Annotated in this window: 29 protein-coding genes and 1 riboswitch; of the genes, 14 read left to right on the forward strand and 15 right to left on the reverse strand. The window is 69.9% G+C overall.

The window, feature by feature from the left end; genetic code table 11:
• Positions 1-82 precede the first annotated feature (82 nt).
• Positions 83-706 carry a DUF4245 family protein gene (locus tag ACW14X_RS07620; protein WP_400458903.1) on the reverse strand — a complete coding sequence of 208 codons (624 nt, stop codon included), beginning with the start codon at positions 704-706 and terminating at the stop codon, positions 83-85.
• Positions 707-836: 130 nt separating this feature from the next.
• On the opposite strand from ACW14X_RS07620, the gene ACW14X_RS07625 reads away from it, so the two are divergent.
• The 8 genes from ACW14X_RS07625 to ACW14X_RS07660 all read left to right on the forward strand — a co-directional run bounded on the left by ACW14X_RS07625 (position 837) and on the right by ACW14X_RS07660 (position 7276).
• Positions 837-1226, forward strand: coding sequence for a TOBE domain-containing protein (locus ACW14X_RS07625; RefSeq protein ID WP_350838232.1), 390 nt, complete (start codon positions 837-839; stop codon positions 1224-1226).
• Positions 1223-1978 carry a molybdate ABC transporter substrate-binding protein gene (modA, locus tag ACW14X_RS07630; RefSeq protein WP_457165195.1) on the forward strand — a complete coding sequence of 252 codons (756 nt, stop codon included), beginning with the start codon at positions 1223-1225 and terminating at the stop codon, positions 1976-1978. The genes ACW14X_RS07625 and modA overlap by 4 nt, the downstream gene beginning before the upstream one ends.
• 58 nt (positions 1979-2036) lie before the next feature.
• On the forward strand, positions 2037-2798 hold the full coding sequence (locus ACW14X_RS07635) for an ABC transporter permease (protein ID WP_400458906.1): 762 nt from the start codon (positions 2037-2039) through the stop codon (positions 2796-2798).
• A complete protein-coding gene (locus ACW14X_RS07640) occupies positions 2795-3493 on the forward strand; it encodes a sulfate/molybdate ABC transporter ATP-binding protein (RefSeq protein ID WP_457165196.1) in 699 nt (232 codons plus the stop codon). Before ACW14X_RS07635 ends, ACW14X_RS07640 begins: the two co-directional genes overlap by 4 nt.
• A 43-nt stretch (positions 3494-3536) precedes the next feature.
• Positions 3537-4556 carry a class II fructose-bisphosphatase gene (gene glpX / locus ACW14X_RS07645; protein WP_160024873.1) on the forward strand — a complete coding sequence of 340 codons (1020 nt, stop codon included), beginning with the start codon at positions 3537-3539 and terminating at the stop codon, positions 4554-4556.
• Positions 4557-4672: 116 nt separating this feature from the next.
• On the forward strand, positions 4673-5596 hold the full coding sequence (locus tag ACW14X_RS07650; RefSeq protein WP_457165197.1) for an alpha/beta fold hydrolase: 924 nt from the start codon (positions 4673-4675) through the stop codon (positions 5594-5596).
• 3 nt (positions 5597-5599) lie between these two features.
• Complete coding sequence (locus ACW14X_RS07655; protein WP_457165198.1) at positions 5600-6265, forward strand: TetR/AcrR family transcriptional regulator; 666 nt, start codon at positions 5600-5602, stop codon at positions 6263-6265.
• A gap of 33 nt (positions 6266-6298) precedes the next feature.
• A complete protein-coding gene (locus ACW14X_RS07660; RefSeq protein WP_457165199.1) occupies positions 6299-7276 on the forward strand; it encodes a cytochrome c oxidase assembly protein in 978 nt (325 codons plus the stop codon).
• A 16-nt stretch (positions 7277-7292) separates the two neighbouring features.
• Here the strand turns inward: ACW14X_RS07660 and ACW14X_RS07665 are convergent, their stop codons facing one another.
• The 4 genes from ACW14X_RS07665 to ACW14X_RS07680 form a co-directional block, all read right to left on the reverse strand.
• A complete protein-coding gene (locus ACW14X_RS07665) occupies positions 7293-8366 on the reverse strand; it encodes an ABC transporter ATP-binding protein (protein ID WP_160024877.1) in 1074 nt (357 codons plus the stop codon).
• Between the two features lie 103 nt (positions 8367-8469).
• The gene (locus ACW14X_RS07670; RefSeq protein ID WP_457165200.1) at positions 8470-10191 is read right to left on the reverse strand and encodes a sulfatase-like hydrolase/transferase; all 1722 of its coding nucleotides are present in this window, start codon (positions 10189-10191) and stop codon (positions 8470-8472) included.
• Between the two features lie 120 nt (positions 10192-10311).
• Positions 10312-10992, reverse strand: coding sequence for a DUF1707 SHOCT-like domain-containing protein (locus tag ACW14X_RS07675; RefSeq protein ID WP_350838243.1), 681 nt, complete (start codon positions 10990-10992; stop codon positions 10312-10314).
• A gap of 56 nt (positions 10993-11048) precedes the next feature.
• The gene (locus ACW14X_RS07680; RefSeq protein ID WP_350714657.1) at positions 11049-11708 is read right to left on the reverse strand and encodes a DUF1707 SHOCT-like domain-containing protein; all 660 of its coding nucleotides are present in this window, start codon (positions 11706-11708) and stop codon (positions 11049-11051) included.
• A 127-nt stretch (positions 11709-11835) separates the two neighbouring features.
• Here ACW14X_RS07680 and ACW14X_RS07685 point away from each other — a divergent pair, with 127 nt between their 5' ends.
• Positions 11836-12735 carry an NAD(P)-dependent oxidoreductase gene (locus ACW14X_RS07685; RefSeq protein WP_457165201.1) on the forward strand — a complete coding sequence of 300 codons (900 nt, stop codon included), beginning with the start codon at positions 11836-11838 and terminating at the stop codon, positions 12733-12735.
• Positions 12736-12743: 8 nt separating this feature from the next.
• On the opposite strand, the gene thiC is transcribed toward ACW14X_RS07685, so the two are convergent.
• The 8 genes from thiC to ACW14X_RS07725 form a co-directional block, all read right to left on the reverse strand.
• Positions 12744-14432, reverse strand: coding sequence for a phosphomethylpyrimidine synthase ThiC (thiC, locus tag ACW14X_RS07690; protein ID WP_457165202.1), 1689 nt, complete (start codon positions 14430-14432; stop codon positions 12744-12746).
• On the reverse strand, positions 14429-15208 hold the full coding sequence (thiD, locus tag ACW14X_RS07695; protein ID WP_457165203.1) for a bifunctional hydroxymethylpyrimidine kinase/phosphomethylpyrimidine kinase: 780 nt from the start codon (positions 15206-15208) through the stop codon (positions 14429-14431). Before thiD ends, thiC begins: the two co-directional genes overlap by 4 nt.
• On the reverse strand, positions 15205-15795 hold the full coding sequence (locus tag ACW14X_RS07700; protein ID WP_457165204.1) for a thiamine phosphate synthase: 591 nt from the start codon (positions 15793-15795) through the stop codon (positions 15205-15207). Before ACW14X_RS07700 ends, thiD begins: the two co-directional genes overlap by 4 nt.
• Positions 15792-16571 carry a thiazole synthase gene (locus ACW14X_RS07705; protein WP_457165205.1) on the reverse strand — a complete coding sequence of 260 codons (780 nt, stop codon included), beginning with the start codon at positions 16569-16571 and terminating at the stop codon, positions 15792-15794. Before ACW14X_RS07705 ends, ACW14X_RS07700 begins: the two co-directional genes overlap by 4 nt.
• Positions 16568-16768, reverse strand: coding sequence for a sulfur carrier protein ThiS (thiS, locus tag ACW14X_RS07710; protein ID WP_160024886.1), 201 nt, complete (start codon positions 16766-16768; stop codon positions 16568-16570). Before thiS ends, ACW14X_RS07705 begins: the two co-directional genes overlap by 4 nt.
• Entirely contained in the window at positions 16765-17775 is a 1011-nt protein-coding gene (locus ACW14X_RS07715) for an FAD-dependent oxidoreductase (RefSeq protein WP_457165206.1), read from the reverse strand. Before ACW14X_RS07715 ends, thiS begins: the two co-directional genes overlap by 4 nt.
• Positions 17775-18353 carry a thiamine phosphate synthase gene (thiE, locus tag ACW14X_RS07720; RefSeq protein ID WP_457165207.1) on the reverse strand — a complete coding sequence of 193 codons (579 nt, stop codon included), beginning with the start codon at positions 18351-18353 and terminating at the stop codon, positions 17775-17777. Before thiE ends, ACW14X_RS07715 begins: the two co-directional genes overlap by 1 nt.
• A 26-nt stretch (positions 18354-18379) precedes the next feature.
• A riboswitch (TPP riboswitch) is annotated at positions 18380-18489 on the reverse strand.
• 44 nt (positions 18490-18533) lie between these two features.
• Positions 18534-19124, reverse strand: a complete 591-nt coding sequence (locus ACW14X_RS07725) for a carboxymuconolactone decarboxylase family protein (RefSeq protein ID WP_457165208.1) — start codon at positions 19122-19124, stop codon at positions 18534-18536.
• A 101-nt stretch (positions 19125-19225) separates the two neighbouring features.
• Between ACW14X_RS07725 and ACW14X_RS07730 the strand changes: the two genes are divergently transcribed.
• The 5 genes from ACW14X_RS07730 to ACW14X_RS07750 all read left to right on the forward strand — a co-directional run bounded on the left by ACW14X_RS07730 (position 19226) and on the right by ACW14X_RS07750 (position 23433).
• Positions 19226-20914 carry a fumarate hydratase gene (locus ACW14X_RS07730; RefSeq protein WP_457165209.1) on the forward strand — a complete coding sequence of 563 codons (1689 nt, stop codon included), beginning with the start codon at positions 19226-19228 and terminating at the stop codon, positions 20912-20914.
• A 57-nt stretch (positions 20915-20971) separates the two neighbouring features.
• On the forward strand, positions 20972-21916 hold the full coding sequence (locus ACW14X_RS07735; RefSeq protein ID WP_457165210.1) for an ABC transporter ATP-binding protein: 945 nt from the start codon (positions 20972-20974) through the stop codon (positions 21914-21916).
• Positions 21913-22779, forward strand: coding sequence for an ABC transporter permease (locus tag ACW14X_RS07740; protein ID WP_160024892.1), 867 nt, complete (start codon positions 21913-21915; stop codon positions 22777-22779). Before ACW14X_RS07735 ends, ACW14X_RS07740 begins: the two co-directional genes overlap by 4 nt.
• A gap of 3 nt (positions 22780-22782) precedes the next feature.
• Positions 22783-23016, forward strand: coding sequence for a helix-turn-helix transcriptional regulator (locus ACW14X_RS07745; RefSeq protein WP_292648302.1), 234 nt, complete (start codon positions 22783-22785; stop codon positions 23014-23016).
• 114 nt (positions 23017-23130) lie between these two features.
• Positions 23131-23433: a TFIIB-type zinc ribbon-containing protein gene (locus tag ACW14X_RS07750; protein ID WP_350714639.1), complete on the forward strand. Its 303-nt coding sequence runs from the start codon at positions 23131-23133 to the stop codon at positions 23431-23433.
• Positions 23434-23520: 87 nt separating this feature from the next.
• Here ACW14X_RS07750 and ACW14X_RS07755 read toward each other — a convergent pair whose 3' ends face one another.
• Positions 23521-23763, reverse strand: coding sequence for a hypothetical protein (locus tag ACW14X_RS07755; protein ID WP_457165211.1), 243 nt, complete (start codon positions 23761-23763; stop codon positions 23521-23523).
• Between the two features lie 18 nt (positions 23764-23781).
• Positions 23782-24327: a GNAT family N-acetyltransferase gene (locus ACW14X_RS07760; protein ID WP_457165212.1), complete on the reverse strand. Its 546-nt coding sequence runs from the start codon at positions 24325-24327 to the stop codon at positions 23782-23784.
• Positions 24328-24351 lie beyond the last annotated feature (24 nt).

The following is a 24351-nucleotide window of genomic DNA, read 5'->3' on the forward strand; positions in this document are numbered from 1 at the left end:
TCACCTAGGTCGGCCGAGAAGTCACCGCACTGCCACGTCGGCCGACGTAGGTGACGTCTCGGCCGACGCGGGTGGCGTCTCGCTACTTCAGGGGCTCGGTGGTGATGAGGGCGAGGTAGTCGCGGACGTCGCCGTCCTTGGGGCCCCAGAGCATCAGGGTCTGGCCGTCGACCTCGGCAGAGTAGGCGGTGTCGCCGCCGGAGTCGGACCATTCGGTCCAGGTGTCGGCGACGTCGGTGTCGATGCTGACCTCGTCGCCCTTCTTGGCCTGCGTGTCGACGTTCTTCTGGGCCAGCGACTGCGCCGAGCGGGAGGAGAGCTCCAAGCCCACGTAGGAGGTCTCGCCCTTGACGAACGACATGGTCCAGGCCGGCTCCTCACCGCCCTGGTAGGACGGGTCGGTGTTGGCGTACCAGCCCGAAGGCAGCTCGCGCGGGTAGACGACGTCGAGGTCGGCGACCTGGGCGCTGCGTACGGCCTCGGCCCAGTCGGCCTTGTAGGTCTCGTTGGCACCGCTGACCTCACGCTCGAGGTTGCCGCGCCACTGCACGATCAGCACGATCGGGACGACGAGGACGAGCAGGAAGATCATCGACCCGATCAGGGCACCGAACGTGCGTGGGTAGCTGCGCGCCGGGGTCTCCGGCTGCTCGCTCGCCGGCTCACTCGACGGCTGGGCGGGCTGCTGCTGATCGGTGTCGCTCACGCCCTCCATGGTCCCACTCGGTCGATGTTCCCTCGAATCGTGGTCACGACAAGCTCGACCAACGAGTCCGAGCGTTCCGCAGATGAGGACAATCCACCCATGATCTCTCCGCAGATGCGATACTCCTCCGGTGACCACCTACCGTATCGCCGAAGCCGCGGGACTCCTCGGCGTCAGCGACGACACCGTGCGCCGCTGGATCGACGCGGGACGGATCGAGGCAAGCACGGAGAACGGCCGGGCGGTCATCGACGGCATCGTCCTGGCCGAGCTGGCCTCCGAGCTGGCCGATGCCCCCGACCCGGACCGGGCGAAGGCGGTCAGCGCCCGCAACCGGATGCTCGGGATCGTCACCAAGACCACCCTGGACACCGTGATGGCCCAGGTCGAGATGGTCTGCGGGCCCTACCGGATCGTCTCCCTGATGAGCGCCGAGGCCGCTGTCGAGCTGGGTCTCGAGCCAGGAGTCAGCGCGGTCGCATCCATCAAGTCAACCAACGTCGTCGTGGAGCGCCCATGATCAAGAGCCCTGGAATCGGTGCCGCCGTCGCGATGGCGGCCACCCTCGCGCTCGCCGGCTGCGGGAGCTCGAGCGAGGGGTCGGAGAACCGGGAGCTGACCGTCTTCGCGGCGGCCTCGCTGACCGACACGTTCACCAAGCTGGCCGAGGAGTTCGAGAAGGACCATCCCGGCGTGAAGGTGACCACCAGCTTCGGCGGCTCCTCGGACCTGGTGGCCCAGATCGAGGACGGCGCCCCGGCGGACGTCTTCGCCTCGGCCGACACCAAGAACATGGACAAGCTCGGCGACCTGGCCGCCGACCCGGAGGACTTCGCCGCCAACACCCTGGAGATCGCCACGCCCCCGGGCAACCCGGCCGACATCACCGGCTTCCAGGATCTCGCCAAGGACGGGACCAAGGTCGTCGTCTGCGCGGCCGAGGTCCCCTGCGGCAACGCGACCGCGCAGATGGAGGAGGAGACCGGCGTCGACATCGAGCCGGTCAGCGAGGAGCAGTCGGTCAGCGACGTACTCGCCAAGATCACCTCCGGCGACGCGGACGCCGGACTGGTCTACGTCACCGACGTCAAAGCCGCCGGCGACACCGTGACGGGCGTCGAGTTCGATGAGGCCGACCAAGTCGTGAACACCTACCCGATCAGCACCATCGACGGCTCCGACGACGCCGACCTCGCCCAGGAGTTCGTCGACCTGGTGCTGAGCGAGACCGGACAGAAGGTCCTGACCGATGCCGGCTTCAGCCAGCCCTGATCTTCTCGGGACCGCCAGGCGGACGGACCGGCAGAGGGGGGCCGGTCCGTCCGTCGGGATGCCACGCTGGCTGTGGTTCCCGGCGGCCCTCGCGGCGGCGTTCATCATCGTTCCGCTCGCCGCGATCATCCTCCGCGTCGATCTGGCGAGCTTCCCGGAGCTGATCACCTCGCCGTCCGCGCTGGAGGCACTCTGGCTGAGCCTGCGCACCGCGGTGGCGAGCACCGCGCTGTGCATCCTCCTCGGCGTACCTCTCTCCACCGTCCTCGCCCGCACCAGCTTCCGGGGCCAGGGGCTGATGCGCTCGCTGGTGCTCCTTCCGCTCGTGCTGCCACCGGTCGTCAGCGGCCTGGCGCTGCTCTACACCTTCGGCCGGCGGGGGCTGCTGGGACAGTCGCTGGACCTGGTCGGCATCCAGATCCCGTTCACCACGCTCGCCGTGGTGATGGCGCAGACGTTCGTCGCGCTGCCGTTCCTGGTGATCAGCCTCGAAGGCGCGCTGCGCACCAGCGGCACTCGCTACGAGGCGGTCGCGGCCACCCTCGGGGCCCGCCCGACCACCGTCTTCCGGCGCGTCACGCTCCCCCTGGTCGGCCCCGGCCTGCTCTCCGGGTCGGTCCTGGCCTTCGCCCGCTGCCTGGGCGAGTTCGGCGCCACGATCACCTTCGCCGGCAACCTCCCCGGGGTCACCAGCACCATGCCGCTGCAGGTCTACCTGCTCCGTGTCGACGACCCGGACGCCGCGGTCGCGCTCTCGCTGGTGCTGGTCGTCGTCGCGGTCGCCGTGATCGGCTTCGCCCGCCACGGGAGAGCTCTATGAGCAGGCTTCATCTGCGGGCGGTGATCCCCCAGCGTGGCATCGACGTCACCCTCGACGTGGCCGCGGGCGAAACGGTCGCGCTCACCGGCCCCAACGGCGCCGGCAAGTCCAGCATCCTCGGCGTGATCGCCGGACTCCTGCGTCCCGACGAGGGAGAGGTACGCCTCGGCGACCGCGTCCTGGACGGCACTCCCCCGCACGCCCGCGGGATCGCGCTCCTCGCTCAGGACCCGCTGCTCTTCCCACATCTGTCCGTGCTGGCCAACGTCGCCTTCGCGCCCCGCGCCCGTGGCGTACGCCGCCGCCAGGCCAACGAGCTCGCCACCCGCCACCTCACCGAGGTCGGCGCCGAGATGCTCGCCGGCCGCAGACCCACGCAGATCTCCGGCGGTCAGGCCCAGCGCGTAGCGGTGGCGCGGGCCCTCGCGGCCGACCCAGAGCTGCTCCTGCTCGACGAGCCGATGGCCTCGCTCGACGTCGACGTACGTCCCGCGCTGCGGCAGACCCTGCGTACCGCCCTCGAGGACAGGACCGCCATCATCGTCACCCACGACGCGGCCGACGCCCGTGCGCTCGCCGACCGGGTGGTGGTGATCGAGCATGGTCACATCGTCGAGGACGGCCCCACCGAGCAGGTTCTGAACGACCCGCAGTCGGGTTTTGCTGTGAGGCTTGTCTCTGGATCGATCAAGTGACACCGTGGCCGCTCCACCGCGCCCGGCGGATAGATTGACCCCTATGAACGACACCCAGCCGCTCGGCGTCGCCCCCACCGCTCCTGACCGCAACCTGGCCCTGGAGCTCGTGCGCGTGACGGAGGCGGCTGCGATGGCCGCGGCCCGCTGGGTGGGGCGTGGTGACAAGAACGGTGCCGACGGTGTCGCGGTCAACGCGATGCGCACGATGATCTCCACGGTCGCCATGAACGGCACCGTCGTGATCGGCGAGGGCGAGAAGGACAACGCCCCGATGCTCTACAACGGCGAACAGGTCGGCGACGGCACCGGCCCCGAGTGCGACGTCGCGGTCGACCCGATCGACGGCACCACCCTGACGGCCAAAGGCATGAGCAACGCCGTCGCGGTGATGGCGGTCGCGCCGCGCGGCAGCATGTACGACCCCAGCGCCGTCTTCTACATGGAGAAGCTGGTCACCGGCCCCGAGGCCGCCGACGTCGTCGACATCCGCCTTCCCGTGGCCGAGAACATCGCCGCGGTGGCCAAGGCGAAGGACACCAAGGCCTCCGACATCACCGTGATCGTGCTCGACCGGCCGCGCCACGACAAGCTGGTCGAGGAGATCCGCGAGACCGGCGCCCGGATCAAGTTCATCGTCGACGGCGACGTCGCCGGCGCGATCTCGGCCGCCCGCGCCGGCTCCGGCGCCGACCTGCTGATGGGGATCGGCGGCACTCCCGAGGGCATCGTCGCCGCGTGCGCGATGAAGGCGCTCGGCGGCACCATCCAGGGCCGGCTGTGGCCCAAGGACGACGAGGAGCGCCAGCGCGCCCTCGACGCCGGCCACAACCTCGACCCCGACTTCGTGCTCCACACCGACGACCTGGTCACCGGCGACGACTGCTTCTTCGTCGCCACCGGCATCACCGACGGCGACCTGATGCGGGGCGTGCAGTACCTCCCCCACGGCGCCATCGTCACCGACTCCCTGGTGATGCGCAGCCGCTCGGGCACGATCCGCAAGGTCACCTCGGAGCACCAGCTCGCCAAGCTCCAGGCATACAGCGCCATCGACTTCTGAGCCTCGCCCGGCGCTTGCGCCGGGCGAACGCGAAAAGATCGAGCGAGCCCGAGCGACGGGCGGGTCGAGATCTACGCGTCCCGGAGACATCTGGCCGCGTCCCGTAAAATCACCACATGACCACCGCCGCCGAGCCGACCGAGTCCACCGCCTTCCTCCCCGGAGGGGTCGAGCTGGCGTACGACACGTTCGGAAGCCCCAGCGCTGATCCGCTGCTGCTGATCATGGGGCTCGGTGGCCCGATGACCTGGTGGAACACCGAGCTGTGCGAGCAGCTGGCCCAGGCCGGGTTCTACGTGGTCCGCTACGACAACCGCGACATCGGCCACTCCTCGCCGCACCCCTCCGACGAGCGGATCACGCTTGCGCGGCTGGCGCGTGCGTTCGCGGGGCTGCCGACGCGGGCGCCGTACGCGATGGACGACCTCGCAGACGACGCGGCCGCGCTGCTGACCCATCTCGGCATCGACTCCGCGCACGTGTGGGGCGTGTCGATGGGCGGGATGATCGCCCAGACCCTCGCCATCCGCCACCCCGACCGGGTGCGCTCGGTCTGCTCGACGATGTCGACCACCGGCCGTCGCGGTGTCGGCTTCCAGCACCCGACCCTGCTGCCCGCGCTGGTCATCAAGAAGCCTGGCCTGGAGGGCTACATCGAGCGCCAGATCAAGGGTGGCATCCAGATCGGCTCCCCCGGCTTCCCCGAGCCCGAGGACGAGGTACGCCGCCGCGCGATCGACACCTGGAACCGCGGCGTCAGCGGGCCCGCCGTCGCGCGGCAGATGCTCGCCGTGCTCACCCAGCCCGACCGCACCGAGGACCTCGGTCGTATCCGGGTCCCGTTCAGCGTGATCCACGGCCTGACCGACAAGATGGTCCACGTCTCCGGCGGCCGGGCGACCGCCGCGGCCGTCCCCGGCTCGGAGATCACCCTGTTCAAGGGCATGGGTCACGACCTGCCCCGAGCACTGTGGCCCGCCTTCATCAAGGTCGTACGCCGCACGGCCGACCGAGCCGCCGACCACACCGTCACCGCGTAGCGGATGCACGCCACGGTCCCCGAGGGCGAGTCGGGCTCGCTGCTCGCCAGGGCGCTCACGGACGTCGCCGAGCCCATCGAGGACGAGGCGGTGACCGCGAAGCTCCTCGACGCCGCCGCGGAGCAGTTCCGCCAGATCGGGATCAGGCGGACCACCATGGAGGAGGTCGCGAACCGCGCCGGGGTCGCCCGGATCACCGTCTACCGGCGCTTCGCCAACAAGGACGCCCTGGTCGAGCAGGTCGTACGCCGCGAGTTCCGCCGCTACTTCGACCAGTTCGTGCTCGACATCGCCGATGCCGCCGACGCGGCGGAGCGGGTGGAGATCGGCTTCGCCAGCGCGATGCGGGCGATCCGCGGCAACCCGCTGATCGGGGGCCTGCTCACCGTCGAGACCGACTCTCTGGTGCACTCCATCGTCGGTGACGGGGGCCGCACCGTGGCCACGATCGCACGCTTCGTCGCGGGCCAGCTGCGTCGCGAGCAGCGGGCCGGCAACGTACCTGCCGAGATCGAGGTCGACCTCGTCGCCGAGCTGATGGTCCGCACCTCGACCTCGTTCCTGGTCACCCCGAGCGAGGTCGTCGACATCGACGACGAGGCGCAGCTGCGCGCGCTCGCCCGGCTGTTCCTGGTGCCGCTGATCGACCCCGGCAGCCGCCCGAAATAACCTTCGGCGTGGGCCCGGAGATACCGTGAGACCATGCACGACCACGGCTCCCTGCCCCCGCTCGGTTGGTCCGAGTTCTTCACCACCTGGAGTCTCCAGCCCGGCTGGCTGCTCGCCGTGGTCATCCTCGCGGCGGGCTATCTCACGCTCCGCAACGCCGCCGGCGCGGCCTCGACGGTCAAGCGCTGGCGGGTTGCGTCGTTCCTGACCGGGCTCGGCCTGATGTACGTCGTGGTCGCCTCGGCCATCAACGGCTACGCGATGGCGCTGGCTTGGATGCACATGGTGCTCCACCTGACGCTGATCATGGTCGTGCCCACGCTCCTGGTGCTCGGTCACCCGCTCACCGTCATCGCCGAGACCGGCCCGCGGGCCGAGCGGGCGATGCGCTCGCTCCCGGTCACCATCCTGATCCACCCGGTCACCGGCACGCTGCTCTACTCGGTGGTCATCATCGGCACCCACCTGTCCGGGTTCATGGACTCGATGGCACAGAGCACGTCGCTGATGGTCGGCGAGCAGGTGCTCTACGTCGTCGCCGGCTTCCTCTTCCTCACCGGCACGATCGGCGAGGAGAAGGTACGCACCGACCTGCCCTACCTGGGCCGGATCGCGCTCCTCGTCGTCGGGATGGTGCCCGACACGATCGTGGGGATCGTGATGCTGCAGGCCGAGCGCGACCTCTACCCGGTCTACTCCGGCGCCCGGCCCGAGTGGGCGCTCGACGCGGTCAAGGACATCCAGACCGCCGGCGGCCTGATGTGGGCCGGCGGCGACGGCGGCATGATGCTGCTCGCCATCGGCCTGGTGATCGCCGTCGTCTCCTCACCCGAGCGCCGGGTCAAGATGACCGGCCGCTTCCTCGATGGCGTACGCAGCAGCCGGCTCGCCGAGGAGAGCGCCCGGGGTACGACGGAGGGCCCCGCCGAGCCGGGATCCGTGGATCCCGACAGCGACGAGGCCCTCGATGCCTACAACGCGATGCTGGCCCGGATGAACCAGCAGCACTGAGCGCGTCGGTCGGCGCTCAGTTGACGCGCAGACCCGACTCGGTGTCGAAGACGTGGACGTCCTCGGGGTCGGTGGTGACGTAGATCGTGTCGCCCTTGCTGACGTGGTCCTTGGAGGAGACCCGGACGATCAGGGTCGAGGGAACACCCTCGACGTCGCTGGTGCCGTAGACGTAGGAGTCGGAGCCGAGCTCCTCGACAACGGTCACCTGGACCGGCAGCCCGCCCTGGCCCTCGCCGATGACCCGGAAGCTCTCCGGACGCACGCCGACGGTGATCTGCGTGGGCATGTCGGTGGTGCCGACGGGGACGACGTACTCCCCGATCTTCGCGCCGCCGCCGTCGGCAGCGGTGGCCTTGATGAGGTTCATCTGCGGCGAGCCGATGAAGCCGGCGACGAAGAGGTTGACCGGCTTGCGGTAGAGGTTGAGCGGGGTGTCGACCTGCTGCAGCTCACCGTTGCTCATCACCGCGACGCGGTCGCCCATCGTCATGGCCTCGACCTGGTCGTGGGTGACGTAGACGGTGGTGATGCCGAGGTCGGCCTGGAGCTTGGCGATGTCGGTGCGGGTCTGCACGCGCATCTTGGCGTCGAGGTTGGAGAGCGGCTCGTCCATGCAGAAGACCTGCGGCTGGCGGACGATCGCACGGCCCATGGCGACGCGCTGGCGCTGACCACCGGAGAGCGCCTTCGGCTTGCGGTCGAGGTAGTCGGTCAGGCCCAGGGTCTTGGCGGCCTCGGCGACGAGCTTGTCACGCTCGGCCTTCGGCACCTTGGCCATCTTCAGCGAGAACGCCATGTTCTCGGCGACGCTCATGTGCGGGTAGAGCGCGTAGTTCTGGAAGACCATCGCGATGTCGCGGTCCTTGGGGGCCACGTTGGTGACCTCACGGTCGCCGATCCTGATGGCACCCGAGTTGACCTCCTCCAGCCCGGCGAGCATGCGCAGGGTGGTGGTCTTACCGCATCCGGACGGACCGACGAGCACCATGAACTCGCCGTCCTTGATCTCGAGGTCGATGCCCTTGACCGCGGGCTCGGCGGCGCCGGCGTACCAACGCTGCGCCTTCTCGAACGTAACTGTTGCCATGATTCCGTTGTCTCCTTCACCGGCAGGTACGTGCCGGACGATCCGTTGTGAAGTGACCGAGGACACATTTCCTCAGCGGAGACACCATAGCCCACATCGGTTATCAGCGGGTCAAAGCCCGGCACACAGCTGGTGCGCAACCCTCGTAGGCGTTCAACCGGCGCATCAGGTCACGGGCATACGGCTTCGCGTGATCCTCGGCGAAGACGTTGCGGTCCTCCCACGGCCGGTCGTAGCGGTAGAGCTCGTAGGCGTAGTCGGTGCCCTTCCAGGACTTGTCCAGGTCGAACCGGACCAGCAGGCCCTGCGAGCCGCGCACCCCGATGTAGGACGGGATGATGTCGATGGTGCCGCCCGAGCCGTTGTCGAGGTCGACCTCGCCGGGATGCGACTTCGCATAGGTGTGCTCGAAGAAGGCGTACCGCCCACCCGGCAGCCGCGGCCGGCTCAGGGTCTCCGCGAACGAGGTCCCGGAGACGTAGGACGGGGTCGGAGCGCCGGCGATGTCGAGGAAGGTCGGCGCGAGGTCGATGTTGTTGACGAACTGGCTGCGCTTGCCCGGCACCACGTCCGGGCCGACGACGACCATGGGCACGCGGGTGTCGGAGTCGTACGGGGCGCCCTTGCCACCGTTGAGCTGGTGCTGTCCCAGGTGGAAGCCGTTGTCGGAGGTCAGCACGATGTAGGTGTCATCCCCGGCGGCCTTCCGCACCTGGGTGATCATCCGGTCGATCGACTGCACCATCCGGGCGCGGTCGCGGTACTGGCTCAGCGCGGTCTCGTCGCTCAGCGAGACCTTGTTGGTGCGCCAGGCGGGAGCCTGCGACGTACGTCCTCCGCGGCCGAGGTAGGTCGGCGCGTTGTCCCAGCGGTCGTCGCCGTAGCCGACCAGGTCCGTCAGGCTCAGGTCGGCGCACGCGACCCGGCCGCAATTGCCGCCCGCGGGGTCGCCGGCCGGCGCCTGGTCGGCGAACGCGGGCGGGAACCAGGTGTCCAGGCCCGGGTAGTGGTGGCCCAGGCGCGAGTGAGGCCCGTAGGCGGCGATCTCGAGGAAGTAGGGATTCTCGTCGTCGCGGTGCTTCTCGATGAAGGAGAGGGCGTAGTCACGGGTGACGTTGGTGGCGTAGCCCGCGTCCTTGCGCGCCACTCCGGCCGAGGTCGGCGGCCTCGGGTGGTTGCGGAGCTGCACCGCGCCGTTGCCGTCCAGGAAGGTGCTCTGGTAGCCCCAGCCGCCGTAGGCGCCGCCGAGGAGTGCGTTCCAGGAGTCCCAGCCAGGCACCTTGGGCGGCGGCACGCGCTTGCCGTCGGAGCCGACGGTGGCCTCGTAGGCGTTGATGTACTTCCCCACGAAACCGGTCGTGTAGCCGGCCTCCTGGAGCCCGATGCTGAACTGCTTCTCGACGTTGCCGTAGCGCTGGAACGCCGACCAGCCGCCGACCGGGTGCTCCGGGTCGTTCTGGGTGTTGGTGAGGACCTTGGTGTGGTGCGGGGTCTGCCCGGTGAGCAGCGCTGCGCGCGAGGGGCAGCAGAGCGAGTCGATGACGAAGGAGTTCTGGTACGTCGCGCCCTCGGCCGCCATCCTGGTCGCCTCCGGCATCGTGCGGAGCAGCTCCAGGGAGAAGTCGTCCATCAGGATCAGGACCATGTTGGGCCGCTCGTCGGTCGTCGCGGCCAGCTCCGCGGCTTCCTCGACCGGCGCGGCCGACGGGTCGGCGGCGGCAGAGCCGGCGGCCACCGTCTTCGGGCCGAGGACCAGGAGTCCGGCGATCAGGGCCACGACGGCCAGGAGTGCGGCGCCCAGCAGTGCGCTCCACTTCGGCTTCATCCCGAGACTCCTTTGTCTATTATGTAACTACACAATATCTGGTTCAGGTGAGATTAGTGCCTGATTTCCTGGCACGACAAAATCGGTCCGCGGAGCGGACCATCCCCGAGATGGTGTTGCTCAGTGCAGCTCGTGCGGCGGCGGCATCTTCAGCTGCCGCGAGCCCTTCGCTTCCTTCAGCGGCTTGCGGATGACCGTGACGCCACCCATCAGCGCCAGGCCCTTCACCCGCAGCACCGGACCGCCGGTCGGCTCGATCCCGCGCGGACCGACGTAGCCGCCCATGATCCCGACTCCCTGCATCACGACCTGGACATCGGGGCCGACGGTGATGTTGACCCCACCCATGATCGCGTTGGCGTAGATCACGGTCTCCTGCGCGGAGAACTGCGCCTGACGCATGTCGAGCTCGGCGCCGCCCATCAGGGCGATCACGTTGCCGGTCGCCGGCACCGTCCAGACCCCGCGACGGTCGACACCGCTCATGATCGCGACGTAGAGCTGGCTCTCGATCGGATTGGCTGCGAAGACGGCGGGGCTGCTCGCGTTGGCGGGCTTGGACACCGGAACCGGCGGCGCCGGGGTGCCCGCGGCCGGCAGGTCGACCGTGATCGGGACCAGGTCGGCGTACGTCTTGGCCTTGAAGGTCGCCTCGAGGCGGTCGTCGAGCTCGTCGATCTCCAGGCGGCCCTCGCCCGCGGCCTCGCGCAGGATGTCAGCCACCTTGTGGCGGTCGGCATCGCTGATCCGGAGGTTCGGATCAGGATTCTGGCCGCGGAATGGCTCGGGGGTCGTTCCCATGGGGCGAATGCTAGTGGGGGCTTCGAGACTGTGCCTCAACAATCCCCCTACACCATTCACTCCAGGCCGAGGTGCTGCTTCAGCGTGCGCCTCGGGCCGCGCGGACCTCGGCGCTTGACGGTCACGTCGCCGAGCACGGCGAGGCCCCGCACCCGCACCACCGGGGAGTCCGCGGTGAGCGCCTCGGGCACCTTCTCCGAGGGCTCCTTGAAGTCGCCGAGGACGCCGTTGCCCTCGACGATCACGTGCACGTTCGGCGGGACGGTGACCTTCACGCTGCCCAGGACGGAGGTCGCGTTGATGACCACCTCCCGCGCCGAGTAGTGCGCCTCCCGCAGGTCGATGTTGGCGTCGCCCAGCACCGCATTGACCGAGAACTGCTGGGGAACCACCCATACGCCCTTGCGCTCGACGTTGCTCAGGAACGCGCTGGCACTGTCGCTCGCCGCGCCCTCGCCGTAGACGACCGGCACCGCGGCCGATGGCGGTGAGACCGGCGCCTGCCCCGCGACCGGCAGGTCCTGCGTGATCGGCTCCAGGTCGGCGTACGTCTTGGCCTTGTAGGTCTCCTCGAGCCGCTCCTCCAGCTCGTCGATGTCCAGGCGGCCCTCGCCGGCAGCCTCGCGCAGGATGTCGGCCACGGCGTGGCGGTCGGCATCGCTGACACGCAGGTCGGCTCGGCGGGGCTGGCCGGGGTGCGGTTCAGGGAGTCCCATGGTCCTGAATGCTATCGGCGTACGTGTCGCCCGTCTCTCAGGTTCAACCCTGAGGCTGAGCACTGACCGATGGGTGCGTACCCCAGTAAATAGTGGGTACTCCCGCAGCCGGGCGATCTCCTCCAGCATGGATGACGTGTCAGAAACCAATGGAAACTCGATCCCCTCGACCGACGTCAGCGTGCTCGGCCTCGGCGCGATGGGCAGCGCGCTGGCCACCGCGCTGCTCGACGCCGGTCGTTCCGTGACCGTCTGGAACCGTACGCCTGGCCGCGCCAAGGAGCTGGTGGCCCGCGGCGCCGGTGCCGCGGACTCGGTCCCGGCAGCGGTGCTGGCGAGCCCCGTGGTCATCGCCTGCCTGCTCGATCACTCCTCCGTCGAGGAGACCCTCGGCCTGGCCGCCGGCGAGCTGCGTGGCCGCACCCTGGTCAACGTCACGACCACGACGCCCAACGAGGCCCGTGCGCTCGCCTCCTGGGCGGCCGAGCACGGCATCGACTACCTCGACGGCGCCATCATGGCCGTGCCCGCCATGATCGGGTCCCGCGCTGGCCAGATCTTCTACAGCGGCTCACGGGCCGCGTACGACGCCGTGCTGCCGACGCTCGAGGTCTGGGCCACGAGCGAGTTCCACGGCGAGGACGCCGGCCGGGCGTCGCTGGTGGACCTGGCGATGCTGTCGGGGATGTACCAGATGTTCACGGGCTTCTTCCACGGTGCCGCGATGGCCGCCACCATGGGGATGAGCGCGGCGGACTTCGCCGCTCGACAGGCTCCGTTCCTGGCCGCCATGACCGAGGAGCTGGCCGGCTACGCGAAGGTCATCGACGGCGGCGACTACTCCGTCCCTGGCCAGCAGAGCCTGGAGTTCTCCGACCTCTCGCACATCGTGCGGGCCAGCGAGGAGGAGGGGGTCGACCCCTCCCCCATCGCTGCCGCTCAAGCACTGATCAGCGAACAGATCGCTGCAGGGCACGGCTCGGAGGGACTCGCGAGGGTCTACGAGAGCCTGCGGTCGGACTCGTAGCCGGCGGGTCAGTCGGCGAGCGGGAGGTAGACCCGGCTCCCTGCGGCCGCGAACTCCTTCGACTTCTCCAGCATCCCCGCCTCGATCTCCTCGGGGGACGCGCCGTTCTCGCCGCCGAAGCGGTCGCGTACGTCCTGACTGATCTTCATCGAGCAGAACTTCGGGCCGCACATGGAGCAGAAGTGGGCGGTCTTGGCGTTCTCCGCCGGCAGCGTCTCGTCGTGGAAGCTCTCCGCGGTGACGGGGTCCAGCGAGAGGGCGAACTGGTCACGCCAGCGGAACTCGAAGCGAGCCCTGGAGAGCGCGTCGTCGTGGTCGCGGGCGCCGGGGTGGCCCTTGGCGATGTCGGCGGCGTGGGCGGCGAGCTTGTAGGTGATCACGCCCGTCTTCACGTCGTCCCGGTCCGGCAGGCCGAGGTGCTCCTTGGGGGTGACGTAGCAGAGCATCGCGGTGCCGTGCATCGCGATCGTGGCCGCACCGATGGCACTCGTGATGTGGTCGTAGCCGGGCGCGATGTCGGTGGCGAGCGGGCCCAGCGTGTAGAACGGCGCGCCGTGGCACCACTCCTGCTGGAGTCGTACGTTCTCCTCCACGAGGTTGAGCGGGACGTGCCCGGGGCCCTCGACCATGACCTGTACGTCGTGCTCCCAGGCCCTCTCGGTGAGCTCGGCCAGCGTCCGCAGCTCGCTGAGCTGGGCCTCGTCGTTGGCGTCGGCGGTGGAGCCCGGGCGGAGCCCGTCGCCGAGCGAGAAGGCGACGTCGTACTGCTTGAAGATCTCGCAGAGCTCGTCGAAGTGGGTGTAGAGGAAGCTCTCCTGGTGGTGCGCGAGACACCAGCCGGCCATGATCGAGCCGCCTCGGGACACGATGCCGGTGACGCGGTTGGCGGTGAGCGGGACGTAGCGGAGCAGGACGCCCGCATGGATCGTCATGTAGTCGACGCCCTGCTCGGCCTGCTCGATGACGGTGTCCCGGAACACCTCCCACGTGAGCTTGTCGGCCTCGCCGTTGACCTTCTCCAGGGCCTGGTAGATCGGCACGGTGCCGATCGGGACGGGTGAGTTGCGCAGGATCCACTCGCGGGTGGTGTGGATGTCGTCGCCGGTGCTCAGGTCCATCACCGTGTCCGCTCCCCAGGTGATCGCGTGGGTGAGCTTGTCGACCTCCTCCGCGATGCTGCTGGTGACCGCGGAGTTGCCGATGTTGGCGTTGATCTTCACCAGGAACCTGCGTCCGATGATCATCGGCTCGGACTCGGGGTGGTTGACGTTGTTCGGGATGATCGCCCGGCCCGCCGCCACCTCCTCGCGGACCAGCTCGGGGTCGCAGCTCTCACGCACCGCGACGTAGGCCATCTCCTTGGTGATGATGCCCTTTCTTGCGTAGTGCATCTGGGTGACGTTCTCGCCCCTGCGCGGCTGGCGGCGCTCGCCCTGCCACTCCTGCCGGGCCTCGCCGCGGCGTACGGCTGCTTTGCCGTTGTCCACCAGCTCGGTCCGGCGGCCCTCGTAGGTCTCGGTGTCGCCTCGCTCGACGATCCACTCGTCGCGGCGCGGCGGGAGGCCCTGCTCCGGCTGCGAGCCGGGGCCCTCGGTGCAGTAGCGGTCGAAGGTCTCACCGTTGGTGAGCGCGACCCGGGTCACCGGGACCTTCAGGTCGCCGATCTCGAGGCGGGTGTGGGCGGGGTGGACGGTCATGCGATCTCCTTGGTGTGAGCGATCGGTCCTCGGCCACGGCCGAGGGTCCAGTGCTGGCTTCTGGTGAGCTGTCGGGTGACGTACGCGGCGGCCTGCTCCGCCGCTTCGCGCAGCGGGGCGCCGTGGGCGAGGTGGGCGGCCAGGGCCGAGCTGTAGGTGCAGCCGGTGCCGTGGTCGTTCTTCGTCGGGACGGCGGGATGGGTGAGCGGGATCGGGGGTCTCCCCGGCTCTGCGAGCCAGTCGGTGCATGTGCCGGTGGCTTCCGGGTCACCGCCGGTGACGATCACCGCAGACTTCGCGCTTGCCAGTCCCGCGGCGATCTCCTCGGGCGATCCGTCGTGACCCGCCAGGGCCCCGGCCTCGTCGAGGTTGGGGGTGACGACGGTGGCGACGGGGAGCAGGTGGTCGAGGTAGGCGCGGCGTACGTCCTCACCGCCGAGCACCGCGCCGGAGGTGGCGACCAGGACGGGGTCGACGACGAGCGGCCGGCCGGCGCAGAGCCGCGCGACGAGCGCGACCGCCTCGGCGCTGCCGAGCATCCCGGTCTTGACCGCCGCGACGGGGAGATCGTCGAAGACGGCGCGGAGCTGAGCCTCGACGGTGGCGACCGGGATGGCGTGGATATCGCTGACCCCGGTCGTGTCCTGGGCGGTGACGGCGGTGATCACGCAGGCTCCATGGACCCCGAGCGCGGCGAAGGTGGCCAGATCGGCGGCCGTGCCCGCCGCTCCCCCGGAGTCGGTGCCCGCGATGGTGAGCGCGACCGGCGGGTTCACGACGCCACCGCCGTCGTGCCGAGGGCCGCCAGCAGGTCGCGTACGACCTCGGCCGGCTCCTCCGCGCGCATCACCGCGCCCATCACGGCCACCCCGTGGGCCCCGGCCGCCACCGCCGCCGCGGCGTTGTCCGGGGTGATCCCGCCCAGCGCGTATGTCGGCAGCGGCAGGTCGCCGAACGCGGCCGGCCCCAGCGGCGGCCCGTAGCCGGGCTTGGACTCGGTCAGCGCGTACGGGCTCAGCATCGCGTAGTCGAACCCCTCCTCGGCGGCGGTGGCGACCTCGGCGGGGCTGTGGCAGCTCCGGCCGCGGTGTAACACGCTGTGACACCGACTACAGCTCGCGGAGGCGGGCAGGTGCAGGCCCTCCGCTGCAGGGAGCGGGGTGTGGGCGGCGATGACGTTCAGGCCGAGTCCGGCGAGCAGCTCGGCCAGCTTGGCCCGATGCTCCAGGGGCTCGTCGAGCTCGCGGAGCACGACGTGGGTCAGGCCCGCCTCGGCGCACGCTGCCATCGTCGCGAACAGGCTGCGGCCGAGCGGCAGCTGGGAGCGGTCGGTGAGGACGAGCAGGCGCGGCAGTACGGTCATGCGATCCGGCCCTCCATGGGGGACGACGCCCGGGCGACCGCCTGCCGCGGGATCCGACCGGCGGCGCGGGCGGTCTGCCCGGCCTCGACCGCCAGGCGCAGCGCGCGAGCCATGCCGACCGGGTCGTCGGCGCGGGTCACCGCGGTGGCGGCGAGGACCGCTGAGCAGCCGAGCTCCATCGCCAGGGCCGCGTCCGAAGCTGTCCCGACACCGGCGTCGAGCACGACGGGCACGGACACCGCGGCGACGACCGCCTCGATCGCGTACGGGTTCAGCAGCCCGAGCCCCGACCCGATCGGCGAGCCGAGCGGCATCACCGCCGCGCAGCCCACGTCCTCGAGCCGGCGGGCGAGAACCGGGTCGTCGGTGGCGTACGGAAGGACCGTGAAGCCCTTGCGCACCAGCTGCTCGGCGGCCTCGACGAGCTCGACGGCATCGGGCATCAGCGAGGTCTCGTCACCGATCACCTCCAGCTTGACCCAATCCGTCTCCAGCGCCTCGCGGGCGAGCTCGGCGGTCAGCACCGCCTCGCGAGCCGAGAGGCAGCCCGCGGTGTTGGGCAGGATCGGCACCTCCGCCGCACGCAGCGTCTCGAGCAGCCCGCCGGAGGCCGTCGAGGACGTACGCCGCATCGAGACCGTCACCAGGCCGGGCTCGGCGGCGGCGATGACGTCGGGGAGCAGGGCCAGGTTGGGCAGGCCACCGGTGCCGAGGAAGAGGCGTGAGGAGAGCTCGCGCCCGGCGACCTTCAGGCTGCTCGTCGGTGGGTTGGTCATCCGCCCTGCACCGCCGTCACGATCTCGACGACATGTCCGTCCTGGAGCGGCCATCGCGCCCAGTCGTCGCGCGGCACGATCTCCTCGTCCACGGCAACGGCGATGCCGCTCGGCCGCCGGTCGCCGGTACGTGCCTCGAGCAGGTCGGCAACGGTGCCGCTGACCTCCATCGGCTCGCTGTTCACGGTGATCTTCATCCGTCCTCCTTCATCCGGAACCGACGCGGATCGACCGCGGGCTCCACTGACCCTGTCTCGATGTGGTCGGCCACCAGCTGCGCGATGAGCGGCGCCAGCAGGACGCCGTTGCGGTAGGCCCCCGCGGCGAGCACGACTCCCGGCTCGTGGGTCGGGCCGACCAGCGGGAGGTTGTCGGCGGTGCCCGGGCGGTCGCGCGAGGTCGACTCCACCACGCTCGCGCGGTCCAGCGCCGGCACCACCCGGCGGGCGGAGTCGAGCAGCCGCCACACGCCTTCGACGGTCGGCAGCAGCGGACCGTCGCGCTCCTCGGTGGTGGCCCCGATGACCACCTCGTCGCTGTCGATCCGTGGCACCACGTAGATCTGCTCGCCGTGCGCCCAGGCCCGCACCGTCCGCGCCACCGGCTCCTGCGTCCGCACCCGCACGACGTCCCCGCGCACCGGGCGGATCAGGGAGGAGTACGGGTCGGGGAGGTTCACCCCTGTGGCTATGACGGTCACGTCAGCGACCGTGCTGGTCTCGACACCAACGCGGTCCCCGACCCGTTCGAGCAGGGCCGCGACGACCGCACGCGGGTCGACCGAGTGGTCCTCGGCGAGGAAGGCCCCGCCGGCGACGCGGCCGAGTCCGGGCTCGCGGGCGAGCAGCTCGCGGCGTAGGAGTCTCTCGTAGGAGACCCCGGCGAGATCGAGCACCGAGAGCTGCCGCTCGACCTGCTGGACGTCCCCGGCGTCGAGGCCGACGAGCAGCGTCCCGCGGGTGTGCACGGGCACCCCGAGCCGGGCGGCGAACCCCGGCCACAGTGCCAGCGACGATAAGCACAGCCGGGTCAGCGACTCCTCGCCGTACCAGGCCTCGCCGGCCGGGCTGAGCATGCCGGCCGCGGCGTACGACGCCCCGAAGCCCGGTGCCGGATCGACCAGGGTGACGTCGTGCCCGCGGCGGAGCAACTCGTCGGCCACGGACAGCCCGACGATCCCGGCACCGAGGATCCGTACCCGCATCAGCCGACGGCTTCCACGAGCTCCTTCGCGGCCTGGAGTGGGTCGGGTTGTCGCCAGAGTCCGCCGATCACGGCGACTCCGTGGGCGCCGGCGGCGCGGACGGCCCCGGCGGAGGTGGTCGAGATCCCGCCGATCGCGATCAGCGGCAGGACACCGGCGGCGGCCGTGACCGCGTCGACGCCGAGCGGGTCGGGAAGTCCGGCCTTGGAGGTGGTGGCGAAGACCGGTCCGAACCCGGCGTAGTCCGCGCCCGCGGCGGCAGCCGCCTCGACCGCGGCACGGTCCCGGCAGGTCGCGCCGATGATCAGCCCCGGAGCGACCGCGTCGGCGATCCGCCGGGCGTCGGCCAACGGCAGATCGGACGCGCCGAGATGGACGCCGTCAGCACCGGCGGCGAGCGCGACGTCGAGCCGGTCGTCGACGACGACGCGCGCCTCGTACGCCGCGACGAGCTCGATGACGGACGCGGTGAGGACCACCAACTCCCGTGTGGTCGCGCCCTTGTCGCGTACCTGGAAGCCGTCGACTCCTGCTGCGGCGAGCGCAGGCAGGAGCGTCAGGTCGTCGGTCGTGGACACGAGGCAGAAGAACCGCGGTAGAGCAGGCAACACGTCAGGTCACTTCCTTCGCCGGCATGATCCGGATCAGGTACTACGGTCGGAGCGGCTCCAGCTCCCTCTCAGCCCGCTGCCGCGGACTCCCGTGTGGGTTGGGTCTCGATCACTGTAACGGAATCGTGGGCACCCGACGCAAGGCGTTCACCCGATCGTGGACGGCTGACCTCCGCGCTGTGCGAGCGGCTTGAGCTCACAGGCCTCCGCGAAGCCGTCGGACTCGATACCCAGGGCGATGTTGGTGCGGGTCGAGAAGTTGGCGAACCCGATGACCGCGGTCAGCTCGATCACCGCCGCCTCGCCGAGCTGCGCGACCAGGCCCGACACCATCTCGTCGGTGACGGTCGGCTCCGCCTCGCTCATCGCCTCGGCGTACGCCATCACGTCCCGCTCCAGCGGCGTGAAGACCTCGGACTCACGCCAGCGCGGCACCTCCCGGGCCTTGTCCATGTCGAGACCGCGGTTGTGCACCTCGAAGTAGTTGTAGTCCAGGCACCAGCTGCATCCCACGGCCGAGGCGACGGCCATGTGGGCGAAGGACTTCAGCTGCTCGTCGCAGGCGTCCCACTTCTTCACCTTGGAGCCCAGGCCGGACATGCCCATCAGCACCTCCTGGTTGTGCCAGTAGACGCCGACCGAGGACGGCACCTGACCGAGCATCTTCTTGGCGAACCGCTTGATCAGCATCCCCTTGAAGCCGGTGATCTCAGCGGGCGCAATACGGGTGGCAGTCATTTCTCCTCCTGGTTCTCGGCCCCGCTCTCCGGGGGCGCTCGACATCTAGACGACGGACGCGCGCGATCTGTGACATCCCCGGCGGCGTACGATTCTCTTCCGTGGCTGACGTTGAGTTCCGGTACTCCGACCTCCTCCCGACCGGCAAGGACGACACTCCTTACCGCTTGATCACGAGCGAGGGGGTGGAAGAGATCGAGGTCGACGGGCGCAAGTTCCTCAAGGTCGACCCCGAGGCGATCCGCCGGCTGACCGCCGAGGCGATGAAGGACATCAACCAGTACCTCCGCCCGGCCCACCTCAAGCAGCTGCGGAAGATCATCGACGACCCCGAGGCCTCCGGGAACGACCGCTTCGTCGCGCTCGACCTGCTCAAGAACGTCAACATCTCCGCCGGCGGGATCCTGCCGATGTGCCAGGACACCGGCACCGCGATCGTGATGGGCAAGAAGTCCGAGGGTGTGCTGACCGGCGCCGACGACGCCGAGACCGTCAGCCGCGGTGTCTTCGACGCCTACACCAAGCTCAACCTGCGCTACTCCCAGCTGGCGCCGCTGACCACGTACGAGGAGAAGAACACCGGCTCCAACCTGCCCGCGCAGGTCGAGATCTACTCGACCACCGAGGGCGAGAACGGCCCGGAGTACAAGTTCCTCTTCATGGCCAAGGGCGGCGGCTCGGCCAACAAGTCGTTCCTGTTCCAGGAGACCAAGGCGATCCTCAACCCCGACCGGATCCTCACCTTCCTCGACGAGAAGATCCGCTCGCTCGGCACCGCCGCCTGCCCGCCGTACCACCTCGCCGTCGTCATCGGCGGGACCTCGGCGGAGTTCGCGCTCAAGACCGCGAAGTACGCGAGTGCCCACTACCTCGACAACCTCCCGACCGAGGGCTCGATGAGCGCCCACGGCTTCCGCGACACCGACCTGGAGGAGAAGGTCTTCGAGCTCACCCAGTCCTTCGGGATCGGGGCCCAGTTCGGTGGCAAGTACTTCTGCCATGACGTACGCGTCGTCCGGCTCCCCCGCCACGGCGCGTCCTGCCCGGTGGCGATCGCGGTCTCCTGCTCCGCCGACCGCCAGGCGCTGGGCAAGATCACCCGCGACGGCGTCTTCCTCGAGCAGCTCGAGACCGACCCGGCGCAGTACATGCCCGACGCCGGCATGGCCGAGGAGATCTCGGCCGGCGAGGTCGTCTCGATCGATCTGAACCAGCCCATGGACAAGATCCTGGCGACGCTGTCGCAGCACCCGGTCAAGACCCGCCTGTCGCTGTCCGGCCCGATGGTCGTGGCCCGCGACATCGCGCACGCCAAGATCAAGGAGCGCCTCGACGCCGGCGAGGAGATGCCGGACTACCTGAAGAACCACCCGGTCTACTACGCCGGGCCCGCCAAGACGCCCGAGGGCATGGCGAGCGGGTCCTTCGGGCCGACCACCGCCGGCCGGATGGACTCCTACGTCGAGCAGTTCCAGGCTGCCGGCGGCTCAATGGTCATGCTGGCCAAGGGCAACCGCTCCAAGGTCGTCGCCGAGGCGTGCGGGACCTACGGCGGCTTCTACCTCGGCTCCATCGGCGGCCCCGCTGCCCGGCTGGCGCAGGACTGCATCAAGTCGGTCGAGGTGCTCGAGTACCCCGAGCTCGGCATGGAGGCGGTCTGGAAGATCGAGGTCGAGAACTTCCCGGCCTTCATCGTCGTCGACGGCGAGGGCAACGACTTCTTCACCGACCCTTCCGGCACCACCACGGTGCCGCTGACCGGGATCCGGGTGCGCTCCAAGGAGCGCTGAGCGGGCGCCCACCCAATTCGCTGTCGCACTTCGTCTATCGGTCGTAGTATTCCTGCTATGCCCGATAGCGAGAGCACAACAGCGCTCACCGACCTCGCGCTCGACGTACGCGACCTGCGGGTGCGCTACGGCAGCAACGAGGTGCTCAAGGGTGTGACCTTCTCCGCCCGTCGCGGCGAGGTCGTCGCCCTGCTCGGCCCCAACGGCGCCGGCAAGACCACGACCATCGAGGTCCTCGAAGGGTTCCGGATGCCGGCCTCGGGCGACGTCTCGGTGCTGGGCTCCGACCCGGCACGGGGCGACGAACGGTGGCGAGCGCGGGTCGGCGTGGTGCTCCAGTCATGGCGGGACCACAGCCGCTGGCGGGTGCGCGACCTGCTCGACTACCACGCGCGGTTCTACGCGCCGTACGCCACCGCTGAGGTCCCTCGCCCGTGGGACGTCGACGAGCTCCTCGCCGTCGTCGGCCTCACCGCCCACGCAGACCAGAGGGTGATGCGGCTCTCCGGCGGCCAGCGCCGCCGGGTCGACGTCGCGATCGGCATCGTCGGCCGTCCCGAGCTGGTGTTCCTCGACGAGCCGACGGCCGGCTTCGACCCGCACGCGCGACGAGAGTTCCACGAGCTGGTGCACCGGCTCTCCGACTTCGAGAACACCACCGTGCTGCTGACCACCCATGACCTGGCCGAGGCGGAGAAGCTCGCCGACCGGATCCTCGTGCTCGACCGCGGCACGATCATCGCCGACGGCAGTCCCGACAAGCTGGCCCTCGACCTCGCGACCAAGGCGGAGGTCCGCTGGACCGCCGGAGGCGAGCGGCACGTGCACGCGGTCGAGGACCGCGACCCGACCGAGTTCGTACGCCGCCTGCTCGCGACCGACCCCGACGTGACCGAGCTCGAGGTGAAACGGGCCAACCTCGAGGACACCTACCTCGCGCTCGTCCAGCGGGTCGAGAGCGGCCTGGCCGAGGAGCACGAGAAGCTGGAGGCGCTGTCATGATCACCACCGGGACCACAGGCACGCGCGGCGTCGCCGTACGCGCCGGGCTGCACCGCGGCTGGCTGGAGACCAAGTATTCGCTGACCGACGTCGGCGACATCTTCTGGATGCTCCTGTTCCCGGTCAGCTTCACGGTGACGCTCTTGTTCATGCGCGGCAACACCGTGCCCGGCACCGACCTCGCCCTGGGTGCGATGGTGCTGCCGAGCCTGATCGGGATGTCGATCGCCTTCGGCGGCCTCGCGGGCCCGGCGATGCAGATCGCCACCGACCGTGAGGACGGCACGCTGCTGCGGGCCAAGGCGACGCCCGACGGGATGCTCGGCTACCTGATCGGCAAGATCTGGTTCTTCGGGCTGACCACGCTGGCCAGCCTGGTGCTGCTCGCGATCCCCGCGATGACGGTGATCGGCGACCTCCGGATCGACGGCCGCACGGCGCTGCTGCTCCCGGTCATCTTCGTCGTCGGCATGGTCGCGACCGTCCCGATCGGGTCGGCGCTCGGCTCGATCTTCAAGTCGAGCGCCCAGTCGATGCTGATCATGCTGGCCTCGATGCTGTTGATCGCGATCTCCGGCATCTTCTACCCGATCACCGCGATGCCCACCTGGCTGCAGTGGGTCGGGCAGATCTTCCCCTTCTACTGGCTCGGGCTCGGCACGCGGTCCGCGATGATGCCCGCGGGGGCGGAGGCCGCGGAGATCGGAGACTCCTGGCGTACGGTCGAGATGTTCGGCGTCCTCGGCGTCTGGGCCGTGGTCGGCCTCGTGCTGGCACCGATCGTGCTCCGCCGGATGGCTCGCCGCCAGACCGGCTCCGCGATCGCGGCAGCGCGCGACAAGGTCATGTCCAGGGGCTACTGACCTGTGGCCAACGAATCGGACACCGTCTACAACCGGATCGCGATGCTACGCGCCGAGCGCGGCATCTCGCGCCGGGAGCTCGCCGACGCCCTCGGCGTCCACTACCAGACCGTGGGCTACCTGGAGCGGGGCGAATACAGCCCCTCGTTGCATCTTGCTCTGCGGATCGCCGCCTACTTCGACGTCGCCGTCGACGTCGTCTTCGCCATCGAGCCGTTCAAGCGTCTCGGCGACTGATCCCAATCCTTCCGGAGCAGCCGAAGACCGGATATCCGCCGACGTCGAGCCTCGGCGATGCCGAGCGACCGGCTAGGTTGATGGGCGCCGATCCCCGACGACGAGGAGACCCCCATGCAGTGCCCCATCGACGGTGCCACCCTGGTGATGAGCGAGCGCCAAGGCATCGAGATCGACTACTGCCCGCAGTGCCGTGGCGTGTGGCTGGACCGCGGCGAGATCGACAAGATCATCGAGCGGTCCGTCGGTGCCCCGCAGCCCGGCAGCTACCAGCAGCCCCGCCAGGAGCAGAAGCGCGACGAGCGACGCTATGAGAAGCGGGAGTACGAGCGGCGCGACTATGACGACGACGACCGCCGCCACGACAACCGCCGCGGCCACCACCGCGAGTCCTGGTTGGGCGACCTCTTCGGCTGATCCTGCTGGGCGCCGCGTACGCGCCTGATGGTCCCTGCGGCACACCGAGATTCGGTGTACCGCAGGGGCTGGACGTACGCAGAGTCCCTAGACGTCGTTGTCGCGCCGGTTCTCGGGCGGCGCCTCACCGGGCCCGGACCCGTGCGTGTCCGGGCTGCCGGATTCGGAGTCGGGGTAGCCGGCAGTCGCGTCGGACGGCGCGATCGGAGTGCCACCCTCGCCTTCGAGGTTCTCGGCCGCGGACACCTGGCCGCCCTCCTCGTCCTCCCCCGTCTCCTCGGTGTAATCGGGATCGTCGGGGCCCTCTGCTGGTAACGGTTGCTGGCTCATGTTCCGTGCGGTACCCCGTTACGGGGAGAACCACTCCCGGCGCAGCAGCCCGAACACCCACGAGTCCGAGACGTCACCGTTCACGACGCAGTCCTCGCGCAGAGTCCCCTCCAGCGTGAAGCCGAGCTTCTCCAGCACCCGGGCGGAGGCGGCGTTGCGGGTGTCGGCCTCGGCCTGGACCCGGTTCAGGTCCAGGGTGTCGAAGGCCCAGTCCACGAGCGCGCCCGCGGCCTCGGTCGCGATGCCCTGACCCCACCCCGCCCGGGCGAGGCAGTAGCCCAGCGAGGCGCTGCGGAAGTCGGGATTCCAGGAGTTCAGGGTGCACCAGCCGGCGAAGGTGGAGTCGCGCTCGATGACCAGCCGCGCCCCGCTCCCCTCCTCGGCCATCGCATGGCTTCGGGCGATGAACTGCTCGGCACGCGCCCGCTCGGTCCAGGGCGGCGAGTCCCAGTAGCGCAGGACGTACGCGTCGCTCTGGAGGGCGAACAGCGGCTCGGCATCGGCGGCGGCGAACGGCCGCAGCCGCAACCGCTCGGTCGTCAGCGTCGGGGTGGACAGCGGCACCCGGCCATCTTGTCAGCGACCGGG

This window comes from Nocardioides sp. YJ-D4 (assembly GCF_054031495.1).

Excerpts from the sequence above, each read along its gene's own strand:
- ACW14X_RS07635 (WP_400458906.1), top strand. The coding sequence starts at position 2,037 with ATGCCACGCTGGCTGTGGTTCCCGGCGGCCCTCGCGGCGGCGTTCATC.
- glpX (WP_160024873.1), top strand. The coding sequence starts at position 3,537 with ATGAACGACACCCAGCCGCTCGGCGTCGCCCCCACCGCTCCTGACCGC.
- ACW14X_RS07755 (WP_457165211.1), bottom strand. The coding sequence starts at position 23,763 with ATGAGCCAGCAACCGTTACCAGCAGAGGGCCCCGACGATCCCGATTAC.
- ACW14X_RS07725 (WP_457165208.1), bottom strand. The coding sequence starts at position 19,124 with ATGACTGCCACCCGTATTGCGCCCGCTGAGATCACCGGCTTCAAGGGG.
- ACW14X_RS07735 (WP_457165210.1), top strand. The coding sequence starts at position 20,972 with ATGCCCGATAGCGAGAGCACAACAGCGCTCACCGACCTCGCGCTCGAC.
- ACW14X_RS07715 (WP_457165206.1), bottom strand. The coding sequence starts at position 17,775 with ATGCGGGTACGGATCCTCGGTGCCGGGATCGTCGGGCTGTCCGTGGCC.
- ACW14X_RS07650 (WP_457165197.1), top strand. The coding sequence starts at position 4,673 with ATGACCACCGCCGCCGAGCCGACCGAGTCCACCGCCTTCCTCCCCGGA.
- ACW14X_RS07705 (WP_457165205.1), bottom strand. The coding sequence starts at position 16,571 with ATGACCAACCCACCGACGAGCAGCCTGAAGGTCGCCGGGCGCGAGCTC.
- ACW14X_RS07665 (WP_160024877.1), bottom strand. The coding sequence starts at position 8,366 with ATGGCAACAGTTACGTTCGAGAAGGCGCAGCGTTGGTACGCCGGCGCC.
- thiS (WP_160024886.1), bottom strand. The coding sequence starts at position 16,768 with ATGAAGATCACCGTGAACAGCGAGCCGATGGAGGTCAGCGGCACCGTT.
- ACW14X_RS07685 (WP_457165201.1), top strand. The coding sequence starts at position 11,836 with ATGGATGACGTGTCAGAAACCAATGGAAACTCGATCCCCTCGACCGAC.
- ACW14X_RS07660 (WP_457165199.1), top strand. The coding sequence starts at position 6,299 with ATGCACGACCACGGCTCCCTGCCCCCGCTCGGTTGGTCCGAGTTCTTC.
- modA (WP_457165195.1), top strand. The coding sequence starts at position 1,223 with ATGATCAAGAGCCCTGGAATCGGTGCCGCCGTCGCGATGGCGGCCACC.
- ACW14X_RS07750 (WP_350714639.1), top strand. The coding sequence starts at position 23,131 with ATGCAGTGCCCCATCGACGGTGCCACCCTGGTGATGAGCGAGCGCCAA.
- thiC (WP_457165202.1), bottom strand. The coding sequence starts at position 14,432 with ATGACCGTCCACCCCGCCCACACCCGCCTCGAGATCGGCGACCTGAAG.
- ACW14X_RS07700 (WP_457165204.1), bottom strand. The coding sequence starts at position 15,795 with ATGACCGTACTGCCGCGCCTGCTCGTCCTCACCGACCGCTCCCAGCTG.
- ACW14X_RS07675 (WP_350838243.1), bottom strand. The coding sequence starts at position 10,992 with ATGGGAACGACCCCCGAGCCATTCCGCGGCCAGAATCCTGATCCGAAC.
- ACW14X_RS07740 (WP_160024892.1), top strand. The coding sequence starts at position 21,913 with ATGATCACCACCGGGACCACAGGCACGCGCGGCGTCGCCGTACGCGCC.
- ACW14X_RS07670 (WP_457165200.1), bottom strand. The coding sequence starts at position 10,191 with ATGAAGCCGAAGTGGAGCGCACTGCTGGGCGCCGCACTCCTGGCCGTC.
- ACW14X_RS07680 (WP_350714657.1), bottom strand. The coding sequence starts at position 11,708 with ATGGGACTCCCTGAACCGCACCCCGGCCAGCCCCGCCGAGCCGACCTG.
- ACW14X_RS07640 (WP_457165196.1), top strand. The coding sequence starts at position 2,795 with ATGAGCAGGCTTCATCTGCGGGCGGTGATCCCCCAGCGTGGCATCGAC.
- ACW14X_RS07655 (WP_457165198.1), top strand. The coding sequence starts at position 5,600 with ATGCACGCCACGGTCCCCGAGGGCGAGTCGGGCTCGCTGCTCGCCAGG.